The following is a 16,502-nucleotide window of genomic DNA, read 5'->3' on the forward strand; positions in this document are numbered from 1 at the left end:
GTTTACTGAAGAGGACGTAGTCGCTGAATTAAGCGAGGGAGCAGAGCCAGAAGCGCCTCAAGAAGCAGCAGCAGAGATTGATGACGCTGAATTACCTGAGTTTACCGAAGAGGATGCAGCTGCTGAATTAGAAGAACCAGACCAAGAAGTATCTGAAAGTGTTCCATCATCGAACATTGCACAAGAAAAAGGTACCTTGGGTTTATCAGATCTGGATATACCTAAGTATGGTGAAACTTCTGTAGACCCAGCAGCTATCGAAGAGGCTCTGCCTGTTGACACAGGTGATAATGACCAGCCTAGAATAGATGAGCCAGAGCCAGAGCCAGAGCCAGAGCCAGAGCCAGAGCCAGAGCCAGAGCCAGAGCCAGATGAAGATTTTAATCTTGATGAGTTAGAACTGCCGTCTTTAAATGAAATTCCATCTGAGGTTGATCAGAATCTAGCTAACCATGAATATAATGAAGCAGCTTTCGATGAATTACTCTCTGAGGACGAAGTTAAACCAACGGGTAATTTTGATTTTGAATCCCCTGATGCTATCACGTCCGATAGTGCAGGTTTGGATATTGAGACAATGCTGGAGGTTGGGGGAGAAGATTGGAATGGATTCAGCCTTTCTCCCGATCAACAAGCTGAGATTACTGACGATATTCCAGTTGATCAACAAGATGTTTGGGATCAGAGTAATCGTCCAGATCAGGCTCAAGTTCTAGATGAAGATTGGGAAGATCAAGAGCAGCTCGAAGATTTTACTCCCGATGAAGGTGAATTTAAGACTATCGATGAGTTGATGGCTGAAGTCGAAAATGAAGAAGAGTCAGGTTCCCAAGACGAGGAACTCCAGTTAGACGTTGGGTTGAGCGATTTCCCTGATGTCATTGGAGACACTGGGAATGTTGATGTTGATGATAATTCTGAGGCTGCAGGTAAGCTTGATTTGGCGAAAATTTATATTGAAATGAATGACCAAGAAGGTGCGATCAAATTACTCGAAGAAGCAATTGTAGATGGTGGTGATGAAATTCGCCGCGAAGCGAAGAATCTTATTGACCTAATAAATAATAAGTCGTAACGACTGATATTAAGCCCTTACCATTTTACGCTAAAATGTATATACTTCTCGGTCCACTTTCGAAGAGAGTTGTACGATGAGAATTGCATTAGGTATTGAATACAATGGTAGTCAATACTTCGGTTGGCAGCGGCAGAGAGATGTTCAAAGTGTTCAAGAAAAGCTTGAACAGGCTTTGACTGCTGTTGCCAATCAACCAGTAGAGGTTCAATGTGCTGGTCGCACTGATGCTGGTGTACATGGTACAGGGCAAGTCGTTCACTTTGATACCGAAGCGAATAGGAAAATGGTGGCCTGGACTATGGGAGTCAACGCTAACCTGCCTAATGATATTTGCGTCAGGTGGGCTAAAGAAGTCACTGATGAATTTCATGCTCGATTCTCTGCAACCGCTCGTAGATATCGATACATAATTTTTAACAGTACCTTGCGGCCAGGAATTCTATCTTCGGGTGTAAGCCACTACCATGGTGAGCTTGATGCAGCTAAAATGCATATGGCTGGTCAGTACCTACTAGGTGAAAATGATTTTACTTCTTTTCGTGCTGTGCACTGTCAGTCACGCAGCCCTTGGCGGAATGTTATGCATCTTAATGTAACGCGCCACGGACAATATGTTGTGGTTGATATTAAAGCAAATGCATTCGTACATCATATGGTACGCAATATTGTTGGTAGCTTGATTTGTGTTGGGCGAAGTGAAAAACTTCCCGAATGGATAGATTGGCTGTTACAAGCTAAGGACCGTAAACTTGCAGGTGCGACAGCAAAAGCAGGCGGTCTTTACCTCGTGAATGTAGACTATCCAGAACAATTTGAATTACCCCAAGGGCCCATTGGGCCACTATTTTTGCCGGATAACTTGAACTAAACGGTGATAAATTGTCGAACTAATCAGTTCTTTAGGGCTCGGAGGACGGTGTAGCAAATAGGTACAACCAGTTTTTTGTCTACACTTTGCATTTTATATGCTTTAATCCTTTCGCGTATATTGAGAATTTTTGTCTTTCGCATATAGCGAAGGACAGCTAGAGAAAAGGTCTTCCATGAGTTGGCTTGAAAAAATTTTAGAAAAGAGCAACATTGTTAGCTCTCGTAAAGCATCTATCCCTGAAGGTGTATGGACTAAATGTACATCATGTGAGCAGGTACTTTATCATGCTGAACTAGAGCGTAACTTAGAAGTATGTCCAAAATGTGACCATCACATGCGAATGTCAGCACGACGTCGTTTGGAAACCTTTCTGGATAAGAATGATAGAGTTGAATTAGCTGACGAGTTAGAGCCTCAAGATAAGCTCAAATTTAAAGATTCGAAAAAGTATAAAGATCGCATTTCAGCTGCGCAAAAGAATAGTGGAGAGAAAGATGCATTAGTTGTGATGAAAGGCGAGCTACTTGGTTTGCCCATTGTCGCCTGTGCATTTGAGTTTTCTTTTATGGGAGGCTCAATGGGATCCGTTGTAGGAGCCCGCTTTGTTCGTGCTGTAGAAGCAGCGATTGAAAATAAGTGCGGTTTAGTGTGTTTTTCTGCTAGTGGTGGAGCCCGTATGCAAGAGGCTTTAATGTCTCTTATGCAAATGGCTAAAACCAGTGCTGCACTTGAGCGCTTATCTAAGCATAGTTTGCCATTTGTCTCTGTGATGACGGATCCAACTATGGGCGGTGTTTCGGCAAGCTTGGCAATGCTAGGAGATGTCAATATTGGTGAACCCAAAGCCTTAATAGGGTTTGCTGGCCGACGTGTTATTGAGCAGACAGTGCGGGAGGATCTACCCGAAGGATTCCAACGCAGTGAATTTTTACTTGATCATGGTGCTATTGATATGATTGTGGATCGTAGGGAGATGCGTCAGCGTGTAGGAAGTTTGGTCGCAAAAATGACTAATAAACCTTCACCTCTGGTCGTTTCTATAACTAATTCACAAAATGAAGCCGCTTATTCTGTACCAGAAGCGGATGAAAAAGGGTAAAGTAATAACTAACAAACAACCACATTTATTTGGTTAAAGTTAGATGAATCAAACCCAGACTCTCCAAGCCACATCTTCGCTAATGATGTGGCTTGATTATTTAGCAAATATCCATACTTCGACCATTGACCTTGGCCTCGAGCGTGTTACAGCCGTGGCTGAAATGGCAAACCTTACTAAACCCGCTCCGACTATCATTACTGTAGCAGGCACCAATGGGAAGGGGTCAACATGTGCTTTAATGGAAGCTATTCTTCTCGATGCTGGCCATTCTGTCGGCGTATACAGCTCTCCACATCTAATTCGTTATAATGAACGAATTCGTATCAATGGCAAGGAGCTGGCCGATGAAAAACATACTCAAGCATTTGACTACATTGAGCAAAAACGTAGAGATATCAGCCTAAGCTTCTTTGAGTTTGGGACTTTGGCAGCTTTGCGCCTTTTTCAAACCGAAAGTGTTGAAATTGTTTTACTTGAAGTTGGATTAGGGGGCCGATTGGATGCGACCAATATTGTTGATCATGATGTTTCAGTTATTACTAGTTTAGCAATCGATCATGTTAATTGGCTTGGTGATGATATTGACGTGATTGGTTTCGAGAAGGCGGGCATTTATCGAGCAAATAGGCCTGCTATCTGTGGTCAGCCGAAGGCCCCATCAACAGTGTCTGCTCATGCAGATGATATTGGAGCCGACTTGTATCAGGTTGGTATTCAGTATGATTACCAAACGATAGATGAGAAAAATTGGTGTTGGAGCCATGGGCCTTACCGTTTAGAGCATCTTCCTATACCCGTGCTACCGCTCCAAAATGCTGCAACAGCTCTGATGGCCCTAGCAACGGCTAACTTGGATGTAACCGATGTAAATATAGTTAACGGTTTGAAAGCTGCCCAGCTCCCTGGAAGAATGCAAGTCATTCACAATGAGCCTACAGTGATTCTTGATGTTGCACACAACCCTCATTCTGCAAGCTATCTTGTTGAGAAGATTCAGCAAAAATATCACGATAAAGAAGTCCACGTAGTGGTAGCTATGCTGCATGACAAGGATATCCAATCTACATTGGATGTAATATCGACTACTGCAAACTATTGGTACCCTGCTTCATTAAAAGGCCCAAGAGCGGCTCAAGCAAATGAGCTACATCAATTTTTACCAGATAATACTATGAGTTTTTCGACGCCTGTCGATGCCTTTAAAGCTGCTATGAACGAAGCAAAAGATAATGACGTTATTTTAGTTGTAGGGTCGTTCCATACGGTTGGTGAAGTACTTGATTATTGGCAAAGCCAAGGAGAATAAATGGCCAGTAAGTTTCAAAATCGTTTAATTGGGACCATTATTTTGGTTGCCATTGGGGTTATTGTATTACCTGATGTCCTTGATGGACAAAAAACGCATTATAAAGAGAGTGTCGCTAGCATTCCTATCAAGCCTGCACTTGATAGTGCTGTGGAAAGTTTTGAGGTCAGAGAGCCTATCGATGATTCTGTAAGTCTTCCAGAGATACCTGTTGAAGTGGTGCAAAAGTCTCAACCATTACAAGCAGCAGACAATGCGCAGTTATCAGTGAAAAAAAAGGATGTGCTTGAAAAAAATGAGTACTTAGATAGTGCTTGGGTTATTCAGCTAATGGCATTGAAAAATACTGAGAATGCAAAAAATGTAGTTAAAGATCTGAAAAAGAGAGGCTACCAAGCACATTCTAAAGTTGAGAATGGCTTTACTCGGGTGATCATTGGTCCAGATGTATCCAAGAGCAAACTTGAGCGTCAGCTGGTTGAGTTGGATAAAATTACCGGTTCAAAAGGTCAATTACTCAAATTTAAACCATTAAATCCATAAGAAAACGTTTGCGTCAGCATTTTTTCTGTTAAAATGCGCGCTAACTTAAGATGTAAGAGCAAATGAATTCATTAGATATTGTCATTTTAAGTGTTATCGGCCTATCGGCTGTGATCAGTTTGGTACGTGGCTTCACCAAAGAAGCATTGTCTTTAGTTATTTGGTTTGGGGCGTTTTTCATTGCCAGCCAGTACTACGCTAAGTTAGCTATGTATTTTTCCAATATACAAGATGAGATGTTTCGCAATGGAGCTGCGATAGCTACTTTGTTTGTTTCAACACTGGTTGTAGGCGCTATAGTAAATTATGTAATTGCTCAACTAGTACAAAAGACAGGCTTGTCTGGGACAGATAGAGTGATAGGCGTTGTTTTTGGTGGCTTGAGGGGTGTTCTTATTGTCTCTGCTACCCTGTTTTTTATGGATTCGTTTACCTCGTTTTCAGATTCAGAGTGGTGGGAAGGCTCGCAGTTGGTACCGGAATTTAATCGTATCATTGAACCTTTTTTTGAACATATACAAGCTACATCGAGTTTCTTATCTGGTGCGCAATAGTGCACCAGTCATTGTAGCAAATCGAGGGTTAGGACATGTGTGGTATTGTTGGAATCGTGGGTGCAACGCCTGTAAACCAGTCTATTTATGACGCATTGACTGTGTTACAGCATCGTGGCCAAGATGCCGCGGGTATTTGTACCATAGAAAGCAATCGTTTTCGTTTGAGAAAGGCGAACGGTTTGGTGAAGGACGTGTTTGAAGCAAAACACATGCAACGTCTTCAAGGAACTGTTGGTATCGGGCATGTTCGTTACCCTACAGCAGGCAGTTCCAGTGCCTCAGAAGCTCAACCTTTTTACGTTAATTCACCTTTTGGAATTACTCTTGCTCATAATGGTAATCTAACTAATTCGGTTGAAGTCCGTGAAAAATTGTTTGAGAAAGATCGCCGTCATGTCAATACGACTTCAGACTCTGAGGTTTTACTCAATGTTTTGGCCCACGAGATTGATACAGTCAAAGGTAATGTAACATCTGACGATGTTTTCCGGGCCGTTACCAATGTACACCGTACTATCAAAGGGGCATATGCAGTTTCTGCTATGGTTATTGGCCATGGCATGATTGCATTTCGTGATCCAAACGGCATTCGTCCCCTGTGCTTGGGAAAACGTGAAGTTGATGAGAGTACGGAGTATATGGTTGCTTCTGAATCAGTAGCTCTAGATGCTGTTGGTTTTGATTTTGTTCGTGACTTAGCTCCAGGTGAAGCTATCTATGCGACGTTTGATGGACAATTACATACCAAGCAATGTGCTGACAACCCAACTCTCAATCCTTGTATCTTTGAGTTTGTTTATTTTGCACGTCCAGATTCCTTTATCGATAAAATTTCTGTTTATAGCGCACGCGTAGAAATGGGTAAAAAGCTAGGAGCGCGTATCCATGATGAATATAGCCATTTAGATATCGATGTTGTTATCCCAATTCCGGAAACTTCGTGTGATATTGCTTTGCAAATAGCTCAGGCGATTGATAAGCCTTATCGCCAGGGCTTTGTGAAAAACCGTTATGTTGGCCGAACATTTATTATGCCTGGTCAGCAGCAACGTAAGAAGTCAGTCCGTCGTAAACTCAATGCAATTCGTTCTGAATTTAAAGATAAGAATGTACTGCTCGTTGATGATTCAATCGTCCGTGGAACTACATCAGAACAGATTATAGAAATGGCGAGAGACTCAGGAGCCAACAAAGTATTTATGGTCTCTGCTGCACCGGAAGTTCGTTTCCCGAACGTTTATGGAATCGATATGCCAACGGCTAATGAATTAATCGCTCATGGTCGAGATAATGAAGCCATTCGTAAACAGATAGGAGCGGATGAGCTCATTTTCCAGACATTGGATGACTTAATATCTGCGGTTGGTATGGGTAATGCTGATGTTACGAAGTTTGATACTTCGGTGTTCAATGGTGATTATGTGACTGGAGATATCGACCAGAAATATCTTGATTTTCTTGAGTCTCTGCGTAGCGATGATGCAAAAGTCCAACGAGAGATACAGCAGGAACTCGCGAATTTGGAACTGCACAACGAGGGTGCGTGAACAAAATATTAACGGATGCTAATGGGTTAATGCATTGCATCAACCCATTTTTATTTATGAGCTTAAGCTTTGGCTTTATAAAGCTGAGCTAGCATAAACATACAGGCAGCGCTAATAACAACCGAAGGACCAGCCGGAGTATCATAATACCAAGATAAGCTCAGGCCAAGTAAGACGGCTATTGCTCCAATGCCAGAGGATATAGCTGCCATTTGTTCCGGCGTTTGAGAGAAGCGTCTTGCTGTTGCGGCAGGTATAATCAAAAGTGATGTCATGATAAGCGCGCCAACAAATTTCATACCGATGGCAATCACTAGTCCAACCAAAATCATTAGGATAAGTCGCATTAGCTCAATGTTATGCCCCTCTACAGCGGCGAGCTCTTCACTGACAGTTGTTGAAAGTAATGATTGCCAAAAATAATACAGTATAGATGAAACTAAAATTACCCCGGAAAAAATATAAATAAGATCCATTGGTGTGACTGCAAGTAAGTCACCAAATAGATAGCTCATTAAATCTATCCTAACATTGTCGATAAAGCTCACAGCAACTAGACCGAGGGAAAGTGCACTATGGGCCAAAATTCCCAGTAAAGTATCCGTTGCAACCAATCTTTGCCTTTGTAAAGTGACTAAAACAAACGCTAAGCCAAGGCAGCAAACGGTTAGGGCTAGATATAGATTGATATCGAGTAAAAGTCCTAAAGCTAGTCCCATCAATGAGGCATGAGCTAATGTGTCTCCAAAATAGGCCATCTTCCGCCACACGACAAATGAACCTAATGGACCCGCAATAATTGCGATACCTAATCCGGCAATAATAGAAGGCAATAAAAATTCAATCATGGTGATGGCCGTGTGAATGATTTGAGCAGGAAGTGGCTTCACCAGAGACTGGGTCGCCGGCGAGGTCATGATGATGATGGCTGTGTTGGTGGTGATAAAATGCAAGAGACTCACTTCTTACTTCACCAAATAGCGCAATATAATTAGGGTGTTTAGTGATATCTGCGGGAGCACCAGAGCAGCATATGTGATGGTGTAAACAAATAACATCATCGGTTTTCGCCATCACGAGATGTAAGTCGTGAGATACCATAAATACCGCACACTGGAAGCGATGACGTATGGTGTCTATAAGTTCGTATAAATCTACTTGACCCTGTACATCTACGCCTTGAGCTGGTTCATCTAGGACCAGTAAATCAGGACGCTGAAGTAGAGCTCTTGCGAGTAAAACACGCTGGTTTTCACCGCCAGATAGCGAATGCATATTGGCCTTAATTAAGTGTTCAGCTCCGACTAAATTTAGTGCTTCTCTTAATTCTTGAATGCTGTACTTGCCAGCGAGTTTCATAAATCGTTGCACGTTTAAAGGAAGAGAATCGTTGAGCTTGAGTTTTTGTGGTACATAACCCACTCTCAGGCCTTTGATCTTTTTTACAGTGCCTTGGTATTGAATTTGAAGTCCTAAAAGCACCTTAACTAAAGTCGATTTACCTGCACCATTTGGGCCAATTAAAGTCGTAATCTTGCCCTTTTTTATACTGAGGCTAACCTTATCGAGGATTTTGCGTTCTCCAAATTGAACGCACACTTGATGTAATTCGACCAATGCCGACATGAAAAGAACTCATTTGCAAAAAAGTATTGTTATAATGTAACATTCGTCAAACTTTAACACCAGAGATGAGTGATATTGACTTATGAAATTATTTTTTCCTTTACTATTTTTACTAATTATGGGGAATGTCAATGCTAGTGAAGTGTTGACGAGTATTAAACCCATTCAAATGATTACTTTTGAAATAACTAAAGGTATTTCTACCCCTGAAGTACTATTAGATTCAAATACATCACCTCATGATTATGCGTTAAAACCTTCAGATGTGAAGCGTTTAAAAAAGGCGGCTCTTGTTGTGTGGTATGGGCATGACTTGGAGCCATTTTTAGCAAAAATACTAGAGCATCAGAGCAATGTTTTGACAATTAGTGATATAAACGACTTAGATCTTCGAGCTTATGCACCAGAAGGGCATCATCACGATGGGCATGATCATGGGACTCATGACCCTCACTTTTGGTTAGGGTTAAAACAAAGCAAGCAGGTAGCAAAGGCATTAAGTAATAAACTTGGTCAATTAGATCCTGACAACCAAGCAACGTATCAGGCTAATTATCAAGCTTTTGCAAGTGATATAGAAAACCACGCAACAAAATGGCGTGAGCAGCTAGCCCCTATCAAAGATGTTGGATACTACGTATTTCATGATGCATATGGTTATTTTGAACAAGATTACGGGCTGAGACATGTCGGTGAATTTACTGTTAGTCCTGAGAGAAAGCCTGGAGCTAAAACGCTAATTGATATTAAAACAAAACTATCGCAAGGAGATGCTAAGTGTGTGTTCTCAGAGCCTCAATTTTCACCTGCTGTGATTAACTCTGTGCTCCGAGGTAGTCAAGCCAGCACAGGCACACTTGATCCACTTGGCACTGAAACGAAGGCTGGCCCAGGTAGCTATTTTGCTTTTATTCAATCCATCGTTGATAGCTTTGTTGGTTGCTTAGGCGGAAAATGACTTTTGCTTGGCTTACAGTGTTACGACATTGATTTCATCGAGTTTGATAAGGTGTGAATGTTTTTTGAATTAATATTATTGTTTTCTAATGCTGAATAAGATAGTTTTTCCATTGAATAATCAAGATATTAAATGATTTATTTGTAATTAGAGGAGCATGGCCTCTGGTGATGCCTAGAGGCTTTTGACTCTATCAGAAACGATCATGGTGCAAGGGAATGTACGGTGAAAAGAGCTGTTTGCTTTTTAATACTATCATTTTTAGTTCGCTTCTCGATAGCTGAAGAGTTTTCCCAGCCTGTGTTATATCCCATGCCAACAAAGGAAAATGGTCAGCTGTTTGTCGCTAAAGAACTTTTTTTAGAGGAAAATGGCGGGGTCTGGTTTCAAGATCAACACAACCAGTTGCAATTTTTTGATGGGAAAAATGTTTTACCCTACCTAGAATTGAACGTAGATCCAGAACCACAAACTGTGACTTTTGTAAATCATGCGTTTTGGTCATTTATAGGGCATGAGGTTTACCGTACTTTTCCGGGTCAACCAGCTGAACTGATATTTAGTCTCCCTCCTGGCTCAGAAATTAATAAAATTGGTGTATCTGGACGCTATGTATGGATTGTTGACCATTCAAACTTCTATACCTATCAGATAGATAGTAAAGGTTTTATGACATATTCACTTGGGGAATTGGATCAATACAGCCAGTTTTCTCAGCTGAAAATCAATGATGCAGAATTCATGGGTAGTCGCTGGACATTAGCCACTAACACTGGACTTTATTTTTCTGATTATAATCTTGGAAGCTTTAAGCATCTGCGTCAGTTTGGTACTCAGCCTATCGAGGTTATCCATCACTCATCAACTCGCCAAGAGCTAGTCGTCGGTGCTCTTGACGGAGCTCATATCGTTGATCTGACCAAAGCGGTACTACAAAGCCGTAAAATATTAGATAGAAAAGTGCTAAGTTTGGCGGAAACGCCAAAAGGTTACTGGATTGGAACGGATTCTAGCCTAAGTGTATTTGCTTTTGAACCTTCTCTAAATGGTGAGTTAAAAGAAATACTCCAGTTTTCAGGTCAGCACATATATTCGCTAATGAATACGGCTCAAGGTGATATGTGGGTGGCCAGTGACTCTGGAATTTATTATTTTTCGGAATTCTCACATTATTTTAATCGCTTATCGAATTTTTTATTAAATGAAGATACCACGACTGAGAAATTTGTCCGGCTGAGGTATTTCAATCAGAAAAATACTTTTTGGTTAATTACTACTCTTGGACTTTATAAACTTCAGATTGATAAAAATACCTCAAAAACATTATTTTATGGTGGAAATGTCAATGACATTATCGAACATAATGGCAAACTTTGGGTAGCTACAGACGAAGGTATTATCAGTATCGATGGTATGTCTGGAACATTGTTATCAGATCGATTACCCAGCTTTTTAAAATCACTCACTGCTGATTTATTGGCTATTGATCATCATGGCCGTATTTGGGGCGCTAGTGAACAAAGAATTTGGCGCTTTGAAGCTAGTAATGGTGAGTTTATCCAGTATGGCTCTGAGTGGATGACAAATGGTGAGCAAGGTGGTCGGTTGTTGCATATTAATGTTGATAGCGATGATCGATTGATACTAGGTACAGACCACGGGATTTATGTGTTGGATAACGGTCAGGTTGACTACATAATAGAATCCCAGCAGTTTGGTCCTGTAGTTAGCATAACCGAGATCGAGGAAGGTTTGTTTGGGGTTGCGGGCCGCTATGGTGCTTTTTTGATTGATATCATGACTTTGAATATTAAATCACTTTCACTGGTGAGCAAAAGCATCGTTTCTAACTGCCTAACTAGTAATCGCCATGGTATCTGGCTGAGTTCTGCGATTGGTTTGACACGTTATAGTCTTAATGGACAGCTTCTTCAGCATTTTGGTGAGCCTTTTGGTCTGCTTAATCATGAGCTTCAGGCTAGCTTCTGTGCAGCTGGTATTTCAAATAATCGTGATGGTATATTGCTTGGTGCAACTTACGATTTGATTGTGGCAAACGCTGCAGAACTTGCTCAAATTATGCCCCCTCAAACTAAGTTGTTTCTTAGTGAAGTAAAAATTAATCAATCAAGATATTCTCTTGGTGCAATGATAGAGTCTCCTCACGCCAAATTCGGTGACATTTTATCTTTTAAATTTGGAATGCTCCCTCAAAGTAGCAGTTACAAGCTTCAATATCGGCTTAGTGGAAATGATAATTGGATTGAATTATCAGGATTGCATTTAACATTTGTTAACCTCTTACCTGGGCATTATGTAATTGAAGTTAAAGCGGTTATAAATGGAGTAGATAAAATAGACATACAAAAAATTGTATTTTCTATTGATGTTCCTTGGTATATCGGGGGGTACGCAATATCTTGCTATGGGCTGATATTTTTTGTGCTAGTTGTCAGTTTAATAAATTGGCGTTCTCGGATAACGGTGAAAACAAATAAAATATTAAAGTCTCAGGTGGCACTAAAAACCAATCAATTACGCCACCAAAGTCGGATTCTTTTGACTAACAATGAGCATTTAAGGAAGCAGTTACAAGTCAGGCGCATCCTGTATCGCCAATTAATAGAAGCACTGAAAGGTCGAATAGATAATTTCTCTTCCAAAATGGCAACTGAGGATAAGAAAGGTAAGCAGCAGCTATATAGATATGTCAATCACGAGCTTGATTTGCTTCTCAACTTTAGGGAAGTGAGTAGTAGTGCTTTACCCGCTTACAATTTGTCGTTAATCGTAAAATCTGTACTCGATGCTTGGAGGGAAGAGCTTCAAAATGCTGACTTATCTATTAAGAGCGATTTGGAACAAAATAAAGACACCTACGTAGCCGCCTATATTTCAAACTTAGATCGTGTGTTTAACTTACTTATTGATAACTTGATTCGTCGCAGTGTCAAAGGACAAGTGATTTATATGACCTACCGCCATGAAAAGGAGAATGTGATATTTTCTATGGTAGAACAAGTTCACCAGTCTGATGATTTATTGGCATGCTTTTCTGAAGTTTGGAATGAAATTGGTACTTTGGTTATGGAAAGCGGAGGAACATTTCGCAGATACAATTCAGGTAACAGCCAGTTGACTGAATTTTCTTGGCCTAAGGCTAATCAATTCGAAGAAAATACCATTACTCAATTGACAGACACTAAGGTGGGTAAACAATGGATCAAAAAGCTACAAGATCTTGTTGTTCAAAATTACTCTGATTCTGATTTTGGGACAGCAGCTGCAGCTAAGCAGATGTATATGTCTGAGCGCAGTTTACAACGTCGATTTAAATTGGCCACTGAGAGAACCTTTACTGATTATTTAACTGAAATTCGTTTAGACTATGCTTGTCGCCACTTGTTAGCTGGACAAAAAGTATCAGATGTAGCATTTGAATGCGGGTTTAATGATCCATCTTATTTTAGTCAGCGATTTAAACATCGATTTGGTGTTTCTCCAACTCAGTTTGTTGAAGCGCGAGGGTAACCCTTTTTTAGCCCAACACTACATTTCCTTTATTTTCATATAAATCCAGATTCATATAAGGCTCATGCTAAGTTATGCGTAATTTATTCGCTTAATTGTATGAAAATACAATTTAACAGAGCAGATTGCTTTGGAGTTTGAGGCTAAGGTTTTTTAAAGTTGCGAAGGTTTAGAATTTTGGCATGACGAAAAAAATTACGTGGTATAGCCGGGGGACTATACCACGGGTGTCAATGACACCTTCGCTTGCTGCCGGAGTGGTACGGCTTGTACCACCTCTGGAATTGTCATCAGGGAAACTCCCTGTTGACGTGGTTAACTATAAGTCTAGGTCATTGTTTTACTTATAAAATTAACGCCAAGATGGTATTGATAAAGCGACAAAATATATATTGCCTTGATATTTAATGTTTTTTTTTAATTTTTGATTTGTTATTTGAATGAAAATAACAACAATAGATAGTTCGAAACTATTATTTTTAACGTAATTAACGGCTTTGGATTAACGTAAGTAACGTTACAAATCTGCAATGTTTGATTTCAGACAAGATTTACTAAATTTACACAAGTTAAGATCTAAAATCTTAATGCTAATATTTCTCATTTTTATCTTTAATTGGCCTGTCTTATGAAATTGTCACATTTATCCCAAGGGCAAAAAGCAACGATTACTGGTTTTTCACAGTTATCAAATGATGTAAGGAAAAAGCTCATGGTTATGGGTCTACTTCCCAATACCCCAGTTACATTGATTCGTAAAGCGCCTATGGGGGATCCTCTTCAGGTAGAAGTTAGAGGGGTATCACTTGCGGTTAGAATGAATATCGCAGATTCAATAGTGGTGGAGGCCAATTGATGCAATACCAAATCCTCACTGTTGGTAATCCCAATAGTGGCAAGACAACACTATTTAATGGTTTGACCGGGGCTAAGCAACAGGTTGGTAACTGGGCTGGGGTTACAGTTGAAAAGAAAACGGGCCGATATAACCACTCTGGAGATGAGTTTCTTCTTACCGATCTTCCTGGTATTTACGCACTTGATAGTGGCAATGATGGTAATAGTATCGATGAGTCTATTGCATCTAGGGCTGTTCTTACACATCCAGCAGACCTTATCATCAACGTCGTTGATGCAACCTGTCTTGAGCGAAGTTTGTACATGACACTTCAACTGCGTGAATTGGGCCGACCAATGGTAGTTGTGCTTAATAAAATGGATGCACTCAAGCGTGAGCGTCAGATAATTGATGTGAAAGCATTAGAAAAGGTGCTCGGGTGCCCTGTTTTTGCTTTATCTGCCAATAATGGCAGTCAAGTGCAGCGTTTCAAAGAACAACTCCATAAAACTGTGGTTCTGGGTGTAGCACTAGATGAACTTAATATTACTTATCCAGCAGAATTTGAGCGTGCAATCAAAACAATTCAGCCGATATTTAAAGGTCAGGTTGAAGCATCCTCAAGAGCTTTATCTATCCGTGGTTTAGAACATGATTTATTAGTGCTTAATTCCTTATCGACAGATGACAGAAAACTTATCATTAAGGCGCAGAAAGAATTTGAACTTGACATAGACTTGTTGGTGGCAGATACCAAGTACACATTTTTACATGAACAGTGTAAAAAAGTACGCCGGACAGAAGGTAAGCTGAGCCATAGTTTCACTGAAAAAGTAGATAGTCTTATCCTTAACAAGTGGGTAGGAATACCTTTCTTTTTTGCTGTAATGTACTTAATGTTTATGTTCTCAATCAATATTGGTAGTGCCTTTATTGATTTTTTTGATATTAGTGCTGGTGCATTATTAGTCGAGGGTGGTCACTATTTGATGGATGATCACTTACCAGTCTGGTTAGTAACCTTGATCGCTGATGGTGTCGGTGGAGGGATACAAACTGTCGCAACGTTTATCCCCGTTATCGCTTGCCTCTATCTGTTTCTTGCTGTACTTGAAAGCTCGGGCTACATGTCTCGTGCTGCGTTTGTTTTAGATAAGGTTATGCAGAAAGTGGGCTTACCAGGTAAAGCCTTTGTTCCGCTTGTTCTCGGATTTGGTTGTAATGTTCCTGCGATCATGGCAACGAGGACTTTAGATCAAGAACGTGAGCGTAAGTTAGCTGCATCTATGGCACCTTTTATGTCTTGTGGTGCACGCCTGCCAGTTTATGCATTGTTTGCTGCTGCGTTTTTTCCAGAGAGTGGACAAAATATTGTCTTCGCGTTATATATTCTTGGCATTGTAGCGGCTGTTTTTACTGGTCTTGTACTCAAACGCACACTATATCCTGGTACCAGTGACAGCTTAATCATGGAAATGCCAGACTATGAGCTTCCTACATTTCAGAATGTTCTGATTAAAACATGGCAAAAGCTCAAACGTTTTGTGCTGGGAGCAGGTAAAACGATTGTGGTTGTGGTAACGATTTTGAGTTTCTTCAATTCATTGGGAACCGATGGTTCATTTGGTAATCAAGATAGTGAAAAGTCGGTATTGTCAAAGGTATCCCAAATCGTGACGCCAATTTTTGAGCCTATTGGTATTGAAAAAGATAATTGGCCTGCAACTGTAGGGATTATTACTGGTATTTTCGCGAAAGAAGCAGTCGTTGGTACTCTCAACAGTCTCTATGCTCCTGCAGAAGGGGATGAAGCTGACTTTGATTTAGTGGCAAGTCTAAAAGAAGCCGTCATGTCAATTCCAGCCAACCTTGCTGAGCTGACTTACTCTGATCCCCTGGGAATAGAAGTTGGGAATTTAACGGATAGCTCGGTTGCTGCGCAAGAGCAAGACGTTGATGCCTCTATTTTTGGTAATCTTAAACAGCATTTTGTGACAGGGAATGCAGCCTTTGCATACCTTATTTTTATACTACTCTATACCCCTTGTGTTGCTGCTATGGGCGCCTATGCGCGAGAGTTTGGTCAAAAGTATGCACGCTTTATTGCAGTTTGGACGATGGGCTTAGCTTACGGAAGCGCAGCCCTTTATTATCAGGTAACGCATTTTACACATAATCCTGCTTACAGTTCAGCATGGATTAGCGGCATTATTATAGCCAGTTTATTAACTTATCGAGCTCTTCAAGTCACTGGTAAAAAACAACAACGACTACTGGAGGCTCAAACAGCATGATTTTAAAGGCACTGAAATCTTATGTCGTTCAGCAAGGGTGTGTAAGTCAGAAAGCCCTCGCTAAGAAGTTTGCAATGAGTGAAGATGGAGTTGATGCCATGATTGAAGTGTGGATTCGAAAAGGTGCAATTTCTCGATTAGTGGATACGAATAAAACACACAAGGTTACTAGAATCAGGTATTGCGCCAATAGTGCAGATGGCCTTTCACTAACAGTGACTATGTAAAGAGTGCCGCTGATATCAGCGGCA

General features: G+C 40.7%; 14 protein-coding genes. 12 read left to right on the top strand and 2 right to left on the bottom strand.

Features of this window, described 5'->3' with window-relative positions; genetic code table 11:
* The 7 genes from KO511_RS06885 to purF form a co-directional block, all read left to right on the top strand.
* On the top strand, window positions 1-1,075 hold a 1,075-nt coding region (locus KO511_RS06885; RefSeq protein ID WP_289847773.1), incomplete at its 5' end, for a FimV/HubP family polar landmark protein.
* Window positions 1,076-1,151: 76 nt separating this feature from the next.
* Window positions 1,152-1,946 carry a tRNA pseudouridine(38-40) synthase TruA gene (truA, locus tag KO511_RS06890; RefSeq protein ID WP_215986725.1) on the top strand — a complete coding sequence of 265 codons (795 nt, stop codon included), beginning with the start codon at window positions 1,152-1,154 and terminating at the stop codon, window positions 1,944-1,946.
* 175 nt (window positions 1,947-2,121) lie between these two features.
* On the top strand, window positions 2,122-3,048 hold the full coding sequence (gene accD, locus KO511_RS06895) for an acetyl-CoA carboxylase, carboxyltransferase subunit beta (RefSeq protein WP_215986726.1): 927 nt from the start codon (window positions 2,122-2,124) through the stop codon (window positions 3,046-3,048).
* 43 nt (window positions 3,049-3,091) lie between these two features.
* The gene (gene folC, locus KO511_RS06900; protein WP_215986727.1) at window positions 3,092-4,357 is read left to right on the top strand and encodes a bifunctional tetrahydrofolate synthase/dihydrofolate synthase; all 1,266 of its coding nucleotides are present in this window, start codon (window positions 3,092-3,094) and stop codon (window positions 4,355-4,357) included.
* A complete protein-coding gene (locus tag KO511_RS06905; protein ID WP_215986728.1) occupies window positions 4,358-4,900 on the top strand; it encodes an SPOR domain-containing protein in 543 nt (180 codons plus the stop codon). It begins immediately after the preceding gene.
* Between the two features lie 62 nt (window positions 4,901-4,962).
* Complete coding sequence (locus KO511_RS06910) at window positions 4,963-5,454, top strand: CvpA family protein (protein ID WP_215986729.1); 492 nt, start codon at window positions 4,963-4,965, stop codon at window positions 5,452-5,454.
* 35 nt (window positions 5,455-5,489) lie between these two features.
* Window positions 5,490-7,004: an amidophosphoribosyltransferase gene (gene purF, locus KO511_RS06915; RefSeq protein ID WP_215986730.1), complete on the top strand. Its 1,515-nt coding sequence runs from the start codon at window positions 5,490-5,492 to the stop codon at window positions 7,002-7,004.
* A 62-nt stretch (window positions 7,005-7,066) separates the two neighbouring features.
* On the opposite strand, the gene znuB is transcribed toward purF, so the two are convergent.
* Window positions 7,067-7,852, bottom strand: coding sequence for a zinc ABC transporter permease subunit ZnuB (gene znuB, locus KO511_RS06920; protein WP_215986731.1), 786 nt, complete (start codon window positions 7,850-7,852; stop codon window positions 7,067-7,069).
* Window positions 7,845-8,630, bottom strand: coding sequence for a zinc ABC transporter ATP-binding protein ZnuC (znuC, locus tag KO511_RS06925; protein WP_215986732.1), 786 nt, complete (start codon window positions 8,628-8,630; stop codon window positions 7,845-7,847). The genes znuB and znuC overlap by 8 nt, the downstream gene beginning before the upstream one ends.
* Before the next feature lie 82 nt (window positions 8,631-8,712).
* On the opposite strand from znuC, the gene znuA reads away from it, so the two are divergent.
* From znuA to KO511_RS06950, 5 genes are all read left to right on the top strand, one after another.
* On the top strand, window positions 8,713-9,588 hold the full coding sequence (znuA, locus tag KO511_RS06930) for a zinc ABC transporter substrate-binding protein ZnuA (RefSeq protein ID WP_215986733.1): 876 nt from the start codon (window positions 8,713-8,715) through the stop codon (window positions 9,586-9,588).
* A gap of 225 nt (window positions 9,589-9,813) precedes the next feature.
* Window positions 9,814-13,119: an AraC family transcriptional regulator gene (locus KO511_RS22510; RefSeq protein ID WP_215986734.1), complete on the top strand. Its 3,306-nt coding sequence runs from the start codon at window positions 9,814-9,816 to the stop codon at window positions 13,117-13,119.
* 628 nt (window positions 13,120-13,747) lie between these two features.
* Window positions 13,748-13,975, top strand: a complete 228-nt coding sequence (locus KO511_RS06940; RefSeq protein ID WP_215986735.1) for a FeoA family protein — start codon at window positions 13,748-13,750, stop codon at window positions 13,973-13,975.
* Entirely contained in the window at window positions 13,975-16,251 is a 2,277-nt protein-coding gene (gene feoB, locus KO511_RS06945) for a Fe(2+) transporter permease subunit FeoB (protein ID WP_215986736.1), read from the top strand. The genes KO511_RS06940 and feoB overlap by 1 nt, the downstream gene beginning before the upstream one ends.
* Window positions 16,248-16,478: a FeoC-like transcriptional regulator gene (locus KO511_RS06950; protein WP_215986737.1), complete on the top strand. Its 231-nt coding sequence runs from the start codon at window positions 16,248-16,250 to the stop codon at window positions 16,476-16,478. Before feoB ends, KO511_RS06950 begins: the two co-directional genes overlap by 4 nt.
* The last annotated feature ends 24 nt before the right edge of the window (window positions 16,479-16,502 follow it).

This window comes from Vibrio hepatarius (assembly GCF_018860525.1).
Taxonomy (GTDB): domain Bacteria; phylum Pseudomonadota; class Gammaproteobacteria; order Enterobacterales; family Vibrionaceae; genus Vibrio; species Vibrio hepatarius_B.

What these genes read in the sequence shown, in the direction of transcription:
- folC (WP_215986727.1), top strand. Translation starts at nt 3,092, where the DNA reads ATGAATCAAACCCAGACTCTCCAAGCCACATCTTCGCTAATGATGTGG.
- znuB (WP_215986731.1), bottom strand. Translation starts at nt 7,852, where the DNA reads ATGATTGAATTTTTATTGCCTTCTATTATTGCCGGATTAGGTATCGCA.
- truA (WP_215986725.1), top strand. Translation starts at nt 1,152, where the DNA reads ATGAGAATTGCATTAGGTATTGAATACAATGGTAGTCAATACTTCGGT.
- KO511_RS06950 (WP_215986737.1), top strand. Translation starts at nt 16,248, where the DNA reads ATGATTTTAAAGGCACTGAAATCTTATGTCGTTCAGCAAGGGTGTGTA.
- accD (WP_215986726.1), top strand. Translation starts at nt 2,122, where the DNA reads ATGAGTTGGCTTGAAAAAATTTTAGAAAAGAGCAACATTGTTAGCTCT.
- znuC (WP_215986732.1), bottom strand. Translation starts at nt 8,630, where the DNA reads ATGTCGGCATTGGTCGAATTACATCAAGTGTGCGTTCAATTTGGAGAA.
- KO511_RS06910 (WP_215986729.1), top strand. Translation starts at nt 4,963, where the DNA reads ATGAATTCATTAGATATTGTCATTTTAAGTGTTATCGGCCTATCGGCT.
- znuA (WP_215986733.1), top strand. Translation starts at nt 8,713, where the DNA reads ATGAAATTATTTTTTCCTTTACTATTTTTACTAATTATGGGGAATGTC.
- purF (WP_215986730.1), top strand. Translation starts at nt 5,490, where the DNA reads ATGTGTGGTATTGTTGGAATCGTGGGTGCAACGCCTGTAAACCAGTCT.
- KO511_RS06905 (WP_215986728.1), top strand. Translation starts at nt 4,358, where the DNA reads ATGGCCAGTAAGTTTCAAAATCGTTTAATTGGGACCATTATTTTGGTT.
- feoB (WP_215986736.1), top strand. Translation starts at nt 13,975, where the DNA reads ATGCAATACCAAATCCTCACTGTTGGTAATCCCAATAGTGGCAAGACA.
- KO511_RS06940 (WP_215986735.1), top strand. Translation starts at nt 13,748, where the DNA reads ATGAAATTGTCACATTTATCCCAAGGGCAAAAAGCAACGATTACTGGT.